Origin of the sequence: Actinoplanes sp. NPDC051633, from assembly GCF_040681735.1 — a bacterium.
Taxonomy (GTDB): Bacteria; Actinomycetota; Actinomycetes; order Mycobacteriales; family Micromonosporaceae; genus Actinoplanes.
Window position 1 is genome coordinate 1 of the sequence record NZ_JBFAZH010000260.1, and the last position, 7,990, is coordinate 7,990.

The 7,990-nt window shown below is 72.9% G+C and carries 12 protein-coding genes; 4 read left to right on the top strand and 8 right to left on the bottom strand.

The window, feature by feature from the left end; genetic code table 11:
- Positions 1–51 precede the first annotated feature (51 nt).
- Together AB0M20_RS16755 and AB0M20_RS16760 are read left to right on the top strand one after the other, a co-directional pair.
- Positions 52–954, top strand: a complete 903-nt coding sequence (locus AB0M20_RS16755; RefSeq protein ID WP_364298960.1) for an AMP-binding protein — start codon at positions 52–54, stop codon at positions 952–954.
- 17 nt (positions 955–971) lie between these two features.
- Positions 972–1,526 (top strand): cupin domain-containing protein, encoded by a 555-nt coding sequence (locus AB0M20_RS16760; protein ID WP_364298962.1) that lies wholly within the window; start codon positions 972–974, stop codon positions 1,524–1,526.
- Positions 1,527–1,528: 2 nt separating this feature from the next.
- On the opposite strand, the gene AB0M20_RS16765 is transcribed toward AB0M20_RS16760, so the two are convergent.
- From AB0M20_RS16765 to AB0M20_RS16780, 4 genes are read right to left on the bottom strand one after another with little or no spacing between them, the layout of a single operon-like run.
- Positions 1,529–1,771 carry a hypothetical protein gene (locus tag AB0M20_RS16765; RefSeq protein ID WP_364298964.1) on the bottom strand — a complete coding sequence of 81 codons (243 nt, stop codon included), beginning with the start codon at positions 1,769–1,771 and terminating at the stop codon, positions 1,529–1,531.
- Positions 1,772–1,776: 5 nt separating this feature from the next.
- A complete protein-coding gene (locus AB0M20_RS16770; protein ID WP_364298966.1) occupies positions 1,777–2,295 on the bottom strand; it encodes an SET domain-containing protein-lysine N-methyltransferase in 519 nt (172 codons plus the stop codon).
- Positions 2,292–2,843: a G/U mismatch-specific DNA glycosylase gene (gene mug, locus AB0M20_RS16775; RefSeq protein ID WP_364298968.1), complete on the bottom strand. Its 552-nt coding sequence runs from the start codon at positions 2,841–2,843 to the stop codon at positions 2,292–2,294. Before mug ends, AB0M20_RS16770 begins: the two co-directional genes overlap by 4 nt.
- On the bottom strand, positions 2,840–3,601 hold the full coding sequence (locus AB0M20_RS16780; RefSeq protein ID WP_364298970.1) for an SDR family oxidoreductase: 762 nt from the start codon (positions 3,599–3,601) through the stop codon (positions 2,840–2,842). The genes mug and AB0M20_RS16780 overlap by 4 nt, the downstream gene beginning before the upstream one ends.
- 52 nt (positions 3,602–3,653) lie before the next feature.
- Here AB0M20_RS16780 and AB0M20_RS16785 point away from each other — a divergent pair, with 52 nt between their 5' ends.
- Both AB0M20_RS16785 and AB0M20_RS16790 read left to right on the top strand, forming a co-directional pair.
- A complete protein-coding gene (locus AB0M20_RS16785) occupies positions 3,654–4,394 on the top strand; it encodes an SDR family oxidoreductase (protein WP_364298972.1) in 741 nt (246 codons plus the stop codon).
- Between the two features lie 16 nt (positions 4,395–4,410).
- Entirely contained in the window at positions 4,411–4,887 is a 477-nt protein-coding gene (locus AB0M20_RS16790) for a cupin domain-containing protein (RefSeq protein ID WP_364298974.1), read from the top strand.
- A gap of 37 nt (positions 4,888–4,924) precedes the next feature.
- Here AB0M20_RS16790 and AB0M20_RS16795 read toward each other — a convergent pair whose 3' ends face one another.
- From AB0M20_RS16795 to AB0M20_RS16810, 4 genes are all read right to left on the bottom strand, one after another.
- Positions 4,925–5,413, bottom strand: coding sequence for a hypothetical protein (locus AB0M20_RS16795; protein ID WP_364298976.1), 489 nt, complete (start codon positions 5,411–5,413; stop codon positions 4,925–4,927).
- A complete protein-coding gene (locus AB0M20_RS16800) occupies positions 5,410–6,225 on the bottom strand; it encodes a DUF692 domain-containing protein (protein WP_364298978.1) in 816 nt (271 codons plus the stop codon). The genes AB0M20_RS16795 and AB0M20_RS16800 overlap by 4 nt, the downstream gene beginning before the upstream one ends.
- Positions 6,222–7,148, bottom strand: a complete 927-nt coding sequence (locus tag AB0M20_RS16805; protein WP_364298980.1) for a TIGR04222 domain-containing membrane protein — start codon at positions 7,146–7,148, stop codon at positions 6,222–6,224. Before AB0M20_RS16805 ends, AB0M20_RS16800 begins: the two co-directional genes overlap by 4 nt.
- Before the next feature lie 106 nt (positions 7,149–7,254).
- Positions 7,255–7,990 (bottom strand): TIGR04222 domain-containing membrane protein (locus tag AB0M20_RS16810; RefSeq protein ID WP_364298982.1); only part of this gene is annotated, 736 nt, incomplete at its 5' end.

The window sequence follows — 7,990 nt, forward strand, 5'->3', positions numbered from 1 at the left end:
AACAAGGTTTATACAGAAAACGCATGTTGAGTTATGGTGGATTGCTTAAGAATGCAGTGCGGCGCCGACCTCCTGCTGCCCGGACCGCTGTCGACGCCCGCGGAGCTGGTCTCGCTGCTGTCGGCGCACCGGGCCACCTTCGGCGCCGCGGTGGCGACGGTCTGGCGGGACTTGATCCCCGAACTGGGCAGCCACGACCTCAGCAGCCTGCGGCACATCGCGTGCGGCGGCGGGGCGGTCGACGACGCGTTGTCCAGCACGTACGAGAAGGCCGTCGGAATCCCACTGACCAACGCGTGGGGCATGACCGAGACCAGTCCGGTGGTCACCACGTCACGCCTCGCCACGCACCACGCCGGCCTCGACGGCGAGGCGCGCCGGCTCCTGCTCGGCACGCCCGGGCCGGCGGTGCCGCTGACCGAGATGCGCGTCATGTCGCCCGACGGCGTGGAACAGCCCCGCGACGGGCGGACCTCCGGCGAGCTGGAGGTGGCCGGGGCCACGATCGCCGGCTCCTACTTCGGCGCGGACCCCGGCCGGGACAAGTTCACCGAGGACGGCTGGCTGCGCACCGGCGACGTGGCCACCATCGACGAGTGGGGCTACCTGCGGATCGTCGACCGTACCAAGGACCTGGTCAAATCGGGCGGTGAGTGGATCTCCTCGGTCGCCCTCGAGAACGCGGTCATGTCCGACCCGCGGGTGAAAGAGGCGGCCGTGATCGGCGTCGCCGACCCGCGGTGGGGAGAACGCCCGCTCGCCTGCGTCGTTCCCAGGGAGGGGGTCGAGCTCACGGCGGACGACGTGCGGGCCCATCTGCGCGACCGGGTGGCCTCGTGGTGGATCCCCGAGCGCGTCGAGATGGTGAGCGAGATCCCGAAGACGGCCACCGGCAAGTGGTCGAAACAAGAGCTCCGGCAACGGTTCGCCGGCTCGGCGACCGAGACACGCTGACTGCGAGAGGATCTGCCATGCCGATCGAACCACGCCTGATCGTTACCGGTCACGACGACGACGGTGCCGCGGTCTTCGTCGAGGACACCCGTCCCGAGCCGGTCAGCGTCCAGGCGCTGCCCGGAGCCGACTTCTACATCCTGTGGGGCACCCCCGACGGCGGCGCGCTGGTCGGCGAGGAGAAGGCGGCGCCGGTCGTACGGCCGTACTTCCCGGGTCTCGGCGCCAGCCGCGCGCTCTTCCTGCGGTGGGCGCCGCACGCGGCCGAGCCCGAGCCGGCGATCGACCCGGAGACCATCCGCAGCGAGGTGGCGGAGAAGCTGCCCGGGTTGCTGGACCCGTTCGAGGACGACGGCGACGGGATGCACACGACCGACACCGTCGACTACGCGATCTGCCTGGAGGGCGAGCTGCGGCTCGAGCTCGACAACGGCGCGGTGAAGACGCTGACTCCGGGCACGTGCGTGGTGCAGCTCGGCACCCGGCACGCGTGGCAGAACGTGAGCGACCGCCCGGCCCTGATGTGCTATGTCCAAATCGGAGCGACGCGGGTCCGGCGGGCCGCCGGCTAGCTCTAGCGCCGGTGGGCCGAGCGCCAGGCGACGTAGTCGGTCACCGAGGCGGCCACGTCGAAGGCCGGCCGGAAGCCCGTGTCCGCGGTCAGGAGGGGTGATGTCCAGGCACGGTCCGCTCCGGCCGCCGGAGGCCGGCTCCAACGTCGTGCCCACAGCTCGGCCAGATCGACCCGCTGATCGACCAACTCGTCGAGCGTCACCGGCAGCTCGGGCACCGGCGGCCGCTCGACGTAACTCTCCATGCCGCTCAACGCCCACCGGCAATGCGGGCGAGCAGCGCGGGCACCCAGTGGTCGCCGTACCGGTCACGCAGCTCGGCCCGCCGCCAGTCGTCCCCGGTGACGACGCCGCGGCACAGTGAGGTGCCGCACGCGCACCGCATGACGAACTCCGACTCGGCCGTGCTCGTGGCATAGTCGCTGGTCAGCTCCTCGCCCGCAGCGATGTCCCGGCGGGCCGCGAGGTCGTAGGCGCCGGTCCACCACAGGGTCGGATCGCAGCTGTGATTGGCGTACCCGATGGTCCGCTCGGCCGGCAGCACCAGGTGAAGATCATCGCCGACGGCGATGGTGTCGATGTACGCGTGCCCGGGCACGGCCATCCGGCGGCGCAGCTCGGCCTCGTCGACCAGCGTCCCGCCCAGCCGCGCAACCGCGGTGCCGGCGCTGATCGGCGCGATGGCGAAGAGGCCCTGACCGGCGATCGGCGAGGACCGCACCTCGACGTCGGGGTGCAGCCGGCCCTCCGGCTCCGGCGGCGGGATCATGCGACGGCCCGCCGCAGCTTCGCGAACTCCGTGGCCAGCCCGTCGATCTGGTAATGCGCGTTGAGGCCGCTCGGGTTGGGCAGCACCCAGATCGCGCTGTCGCCGAAGCGCTCGGTCTGCGGGCCGATCGCCGCCTTGGGCCGGCCGAAGGCGGCACGGTAGGCGGTCACGCCGAGCACCGCCAGCACCCTCGGCTGCCAGGTCGCGACCAGGGCGGCCAGCTTGGCGCCGCCCTCGACGAGCTCGGCCGGGGACAGCTCGTCGGCCCGGGCGGTGGCGCGGGCGACCACGTTGGTGATGCCCAGGCCGAGGGCGGGCAGGTGGAACTGCTGCGACGGGTGCAGTTGCCGGTCGGTGAACCCGGACCGGTGCAGGGCCGGCCAGAAGCGGTTGCCGGGGCGGGCGAAGTGATGGCCGGTCGCGGCCGAGTACAGGCTCGGGTTGATGCCGGAGAACAACACCCTGAGATCGGGCCCGACCAGGTCGGGGATCGTCCTGTCCTGCGCCGCGATCAGCTCGGCCGGCGTCGGCCTGCGAGGGGTGCTCACGGCTGCCGCAGGAAGCCGCCGTCGATGGGGATGCTCACGCCGGTCAGATAGCTCGCCGCCGGGGACAGCACGAACGCCGCCACCCGCCCGAACTCCTCCGGCTCGCCCAGCCGGCCCAGCGGGATCGTCGCCGCCGCGGAGGCCGCCGCCTCCTCCGCGTCGCCGGACGCCTCGAAGAGCTCCCGGTTGCGATCGGTCAGCAGGCGGCCCGGCAGCAGGCTGACGAACCGGACGTTGCTGCGCGCGTACTCGTCGGACATGTCTTTCGCCACCGCGGCCAGGCCCGGCCGCAGGCCGTTGGACAGGCCCAGGCCGCCGATCGGGCTGCGCACCGAACTGGACAGCACCAGGCCGATCGCGCCGCCGCCGGTCTCCGCCAGCGTCCCGGCGAACGTGCGCGCCGCCCGGACCGTGCCGAGGAACACCGTCTCGAAGGCCGCTCGCCACTGCTCGTCGGTCATCTCGGCGGCCGTGCCCCGCGGCGGCCCGCCCACCGAGATCAGCGCGCCGTCGAACCGCCCGAACCGCTCCCGCGCCGTGTCGATCAGCGTCTGCGGCGTGGACTCGTCGGTCAGGTCCGCGACCACGCCGGCGGCAAGATCGCCCAGCCGCGCCACCGCGTCGTCGACCCGGGCCTTGTCGCGGGCCGACACCACCACCCGCGCGCCGTCGGCGACCAGCGACTGGGCGGTGGCGAACCCGAGCCCCCTGGAGGCGCCGGTGAGGACGTAGACGCGATCGGCCAGCCCGAGATCCATGGCCCCGATCCTGCCACGGCGTTTGTCGTAGGCAGCCCATAGGGTTCCGGCCATGAAGGGATGCGCACTGGTGACGGGGGCGTCGCGTGGGCTGGGTGCCGAGATCGCGCGGCGGCTGGCCCGGGACGGGTGGGCGGTGGCGGTCAACTACCTGCCGGATCGCGCCGACGCCGAGGCCGTGGTGGCGTCGATCGTCGCGGCCGGCGGGGTGGCGCAGGCGTTCCGGGCCGATGTCACCGACGAGGCGGCGGTCGGCGGGCTGGTCGCCGCGGTCGAGGAGCGGTTCGGGCCGGTGGGCGTGCTGGTGCCCAACGCGACCGGGCCGCAGCCGTCGATCCCGTCGGCCGAGCTGACCTGGCAGGACCATCTGGATCAGCTGGTGTTCTTCGTGAAGAGCCCGACGCTGCTCATGCAGGCCGTGCTGCCCGGGATGCGGTCGCTCGGCGGCGGGCGGATCGTCCAGATCGGATCCGACCTGTTCGAGCGGGCCGCGCCGGGGATGGCGGCGTACAGCGCCGCGAAGGGTGCGCAGATCTCGCTGACCCGCACGTGGGCGCGGGAGCTGGGTCCCTCCGGCATCACGGTCAACGTCGTGGCGCCCGGCTGGATCCCGGTCGAACGGCACGCCGCAATCGAGCGGAGCCACTTCGACGCCTACCTCGCCGACGTGCCGCTCGGCCGGTTCGGCACACCGGCCGAGGTCGCCGACGTGGTGGCCTTCCTGGCCTCGGAGGCCTCCCGGTTCATCACCGGCGAGCGGATCACCGTGAACGGTGGCCACGTCATGGATTAGCGATAGATTCGCGATCATGTCTTATCCCGATGCGCGTTATCTCGGCGACGGCGGCGAGGCGTCGGCCACCGTGCGGCTCGGCTCGGCGACGCCGGAGCTGGACGGCAGGACGAGCAGGACCAGCTACCTGGCCACGGGCGAGACCACACACGGCATGTACGGGTTGTACCGCTGGGACTTCAAGGGTCCCCGCAGCGGCCCGGACCCGCACTTCCACCGGTCGATCTCCGAGTCGTTCTACGTGCTGTCCGGCTCGGTCCAGCTCTACGACGGCAAGCGCTGGATCGAGGGCACGCCGGGCGACTTCCTCTACGTGCCGGAGGGCGGCCTGCACGGGTTCCGCAACGAGTCGGGCGAGCCGGCGTCGATGCTCATCCTGTTCGCGCCGGGTGCGCCGCGGGAGGACTACTTCGAGCGGGTCGGCACGGCGGCGCAGATGAGCGAGGAGGAGCGCACCGAGTTCTATCTGCGGCACGACACCTTCTGGGTGTGACGCCGTCGAGCGGGCGGCCGGGCGTGCCGGCCGGGCGTCAGCGGGCGCCGCCGAGGATGCGGACCCGGCCGGCCAGCTGCACCGCCACCCGGCCGCCGCGGCGCTTGATCGCGGGCAGGCGGCGCGGGCGCGGGGCCGAGGTGCCGTCGTAACTCCAGGCCGCTTCGCGGACGGCCAGCTCCTCGGCGGCGTCCGGCGGGATCGCGTCGCCCAGTGAGCGGGCCATGTCCCACCCGTCGCGGAACGATCCCCGCGTCGGCCGGGCCGCGGCCCAGCCCGCGAAGGCCTGCCGCCACTGACGGCCGTGCGCCGCCGCCAGCGCCGGCCAGACCCGCGCGACCTCGCCGGCGCGCTTGGAGAGCAGCGCGACCCGCGCGACTTCGACGAGCCGAGGATCAAATCCGTCGGGTACGCGTGCCCCTGAGGTGAGCGCCGCGACAAGCTCCGCCTGGCGGTCGGCCAGGCTCCGCGCCGAGCCGCCGGGCTGTCCCGGGACATCCGCCGCCGCGGGGCGAGGGGTGGTCATGTGACGGTGGGGTAGCCGGAGGCCTTGGCGATCGCGTCCAGCTCCTGGCGCAGAGCGTCGGCCGCCGGGTAGTCGCCGTCTCGTTCCAGCATCAGGGCCGGCGGGCGGTGGCGGGCGCACAGCTCGGCCACCAGGTCCAGGACGGGCTGCGGGACCGCGTCGGTGTGGGTGTCGTGGTAGATGCCCTCGTGTTCGGCGCCCCCCGCCACGTGGACGTAGGCGACCCGCTCCAGCGGGATCCGGTCCAGCAACTCCACCGGGTCGGTGCCCCTGTTCACCGCGTTCGCGTAGACGTTGGCCACGTCGAGCAGAAGCAGGGCGTCGGTCCTCTGGAGGATCTCGGTCAGGAAGGCGCCCTCGTCGAGCTCGTCGTCGGGCCAGTCGAAGATCGCCGCGATCGGCTCCAGCGCGATCGGCACCGGCAACTCCGCCTGGGTACGCCGGACGTTGGCGACCACCGCGTCGACCGCCTCGCGGCTGCGGGGGATCGGCAGCAGGTGCCCCGCCTCGACGCCGCCGGCGCGCACGTACGCGATGTGCTCACTGACCAGCGGCGCACCCAGCCGCGACGCCACCGCCGCCAGATGCGACACCCGCGCCGGCTCGACCGGCTCCGCCCCGCCCAGCGAGAGCTTCACGCCGTGCGGAACCACCGCCACACCTCGCTCACGCAGCTCGGCCAGCCCGTCCGGCAGCTCGCCGTGCGCGTGCACCGACTCGGCGACCACCTCGGCGAACCGCAGCCCCGGCAACCCGGCCACGAACCCGGCGATCTCGGGCCGCCAGCCGATGCCCACTCCGTACCCGGTCATCCGCCACACCCTCCTCCGCCGCCGCAACCGCCGCCACCGCCGCAGGAGGACCCGCCGCCGCTGTCGGAGGACGAGCTGCCGCAGGACGACCCACCGCTGGATCCGCCCGAATAGCCGCCGGCCGCGGCGTTGCGCTGGATCTCGGCCTCGGCCGCGAAGGCCGGGTCCATCGCGTAGAGCGACATGCCCCCGTAGAGCGCCACTCCCATCGCCGCACCCGCCGCGCCGTAGGTGGCGAACGACGGGGACTGGTTGGGCGCCAGGTACTTGTGCTGCTTGCGGATGCCGCGCAGGTACTTCGCGGCGGCGCGGGTCTGCACGGTCTTGTTCACCTGGTTCATCGTCCCGAAGGTGGCGAAGGCCGCGAAGATCGTGGCCATCACGATGAACGTGACCGGCTTGCCGTTCTCGTTGCCGGCGAGCGCGCGCAGGATGCCGACCGCGACGAGTGCGCCCAGCGGGAGCAGCCACAACCGGGCCGCGGATCGCTGCGCGCCGGTCACCACGAGCCCGTTGCGCTCCAGGCCCTCGCGGAGCTGGGTCAACGCCTGCGACACCCACTGGTCGCTGCTGAGGTCGCGCACCCGGTAGTTGCGGCCGGCCGCGTGGTGGATCGCCTGGTCCAACGGCGTCGTGCCGCTGGGCATCGGGCCGGACTGCTGCAGCGTCGCAGCCGCCGAGCTGGTCACCGCGCCGCACGCCCGCAGACCGGCCAGCGAGGTGTAGACCGCGATCTTGTTGCCGCCGTTGAGGTACGCGATCTGCTGTGGCCCGAGCGCGACGGCGGTCGTGTCCGGGCCGCGGAAGAGGATCCGCCGGTGGATCGCCGCGACCAGAAGAACCGCGAGGACGGCCACCAAGTAGTAGGCGAGGAAGGTCGTTCCAGGGATGCCCCAGGTGTCGCCGGGCGCCGCGAGTGTCATCGACTGAACCCCCCTTGCTCCAGATGTATCTGTGGCCTCATTGTGCAGGGCGCTTCAATACGTCGTGAGCAGCCTGTTCACCGTGGCGTGAAGTGGGGAGACCCGGTCAGCTGCCGCCGCCTCCGCCGCCACATCCGCCGCCCCCGCCGCCTCCGCCGCAGGACGACCCGCTGCTGCAGGACGAGCCGCTGCCCCAGGCCGTCCCGGCGCCGGTCGAGTGGATCCAGCCGGGGTCGTACTTCTCGATCTCCGCCTCCGCGGCGAAGGCCGGATCCAGCATGTGCAGTGACAGGCCGCCCCACAGCGCGGCGGACATCGCCGCGCCGGTCACACCGTAGGTTTGGAACGACGGCGAGCGGTCGGGTTCCAGATGCGCGTGGCTGCGGCGGACGCCGGCCACGGCTCGTTTGGCGGCGCGGCTCTGCCGATCGCCGGATTGGATCCAGGCGAAGATGACCGCCCCGAGGGTGAGCACGGCGAGCAGGAAGATGTAGTTGGACGGCTGGTCGTTGTCCCAGCCGTCGATCGCGCGGACGAAGCCGACGACGGCCAGCGCGGCCAGCGGCAGCACCCAGAGCCGCACGCGAAGGCGGCGCCGGCGGGGGATGACCAGGCCGTTGCCTTCCAGCTCCTTGCGCAGGTCGGCGAGCGCCCGCGCGAGCCACTGGTCGCCGGGTAGGTCGCGGGCCCGGACATGCCGGCCGGCGGCGTTGTAGACCGCCGCGTCGAGCGGCGTCGCGCCGGCGGGCATCGCGCCCAGCTGGGAGAGGGTGCGGTCGCTGGAACTGGTCACCGCGCCCGCCGCCCGCAGACCGGCCAGCGAGGCGTACACCGCATTGCGG

Bases quoted from the DNA above. Each gene is read 5' to 3' on its own strand.
- AB0M20_RS16795 (WP_364298976.1), bottom strand. From the start codon at position 5,413: ATGACCACCCCTCGCCCCGCGGCGGCGGATGTCCCGGGACAGCCCGGC.
- AB0M20_RS16755 (WP_364298960.1), top strand. From the start codon at position 52: ATGCAGTGCGGCGCCGACCTCCTGCTGCCCGGACCGCTGTCGACGCCC.
- AB0M20_RS16785 (WP_364298972.1), top strand. From the start codon at position 3,654: ATGAAGGGATGCGCACTGGTGACGGGGGCGTCGCGTGGGCTGGGTGCC.
- AB0M20_RS16765 (WP_364298964.1), bottom strand. From the start codon at position 1,771: ATGGAGAGTTACGTCGAGCGGCCGCCGGTGCCCGAGCTGCCGGTGACG.
- AB0M20_RS16800 (WP_364298978.1), bottom strand. From the start codon at position 6,225: ATGACCGGGTACGGAGTGGGCATCGGCTGGCGGCCCGAGATCGCCGGG.
- AB0M20_RS16805 (WP_364298980.1), bottom strand. From the start codon at position 7,148: ATGACACTCGCGGCGCCCGGCGACACCTGGGGCATCCCTGGAACGACC.
- AB0M20_RS16770 (WP_364298966.1), bottom strand. From the start codon at position 2,295: ATGATCCCGCCGCCGGAGCCGGAGGGCCGGCTGCACCCCGACGTCGAG.
- AB0M20_RS16780 (WP_364298970.1), bottom strand. From the start codon at position 3,601: ATGGATCTCGGGCTGGCCGATCGCGTCTACGTCCTCACCGGCGCCTCC.
- AB0M20_RS16760 (WP_364298962.1), top strand. From the start codon at position 972: ATGCCGATCGAACCACGCCTGATCGTTACCGGTCACGACGACGACGGT.
- AB0M20_RS16790 (WP_364298974.1), top strand. From the start codon at position 4,411: ATGTCTTATCCCGATGCGCGTTATCTCGGCGACGGCGGCGAGGCGTCG.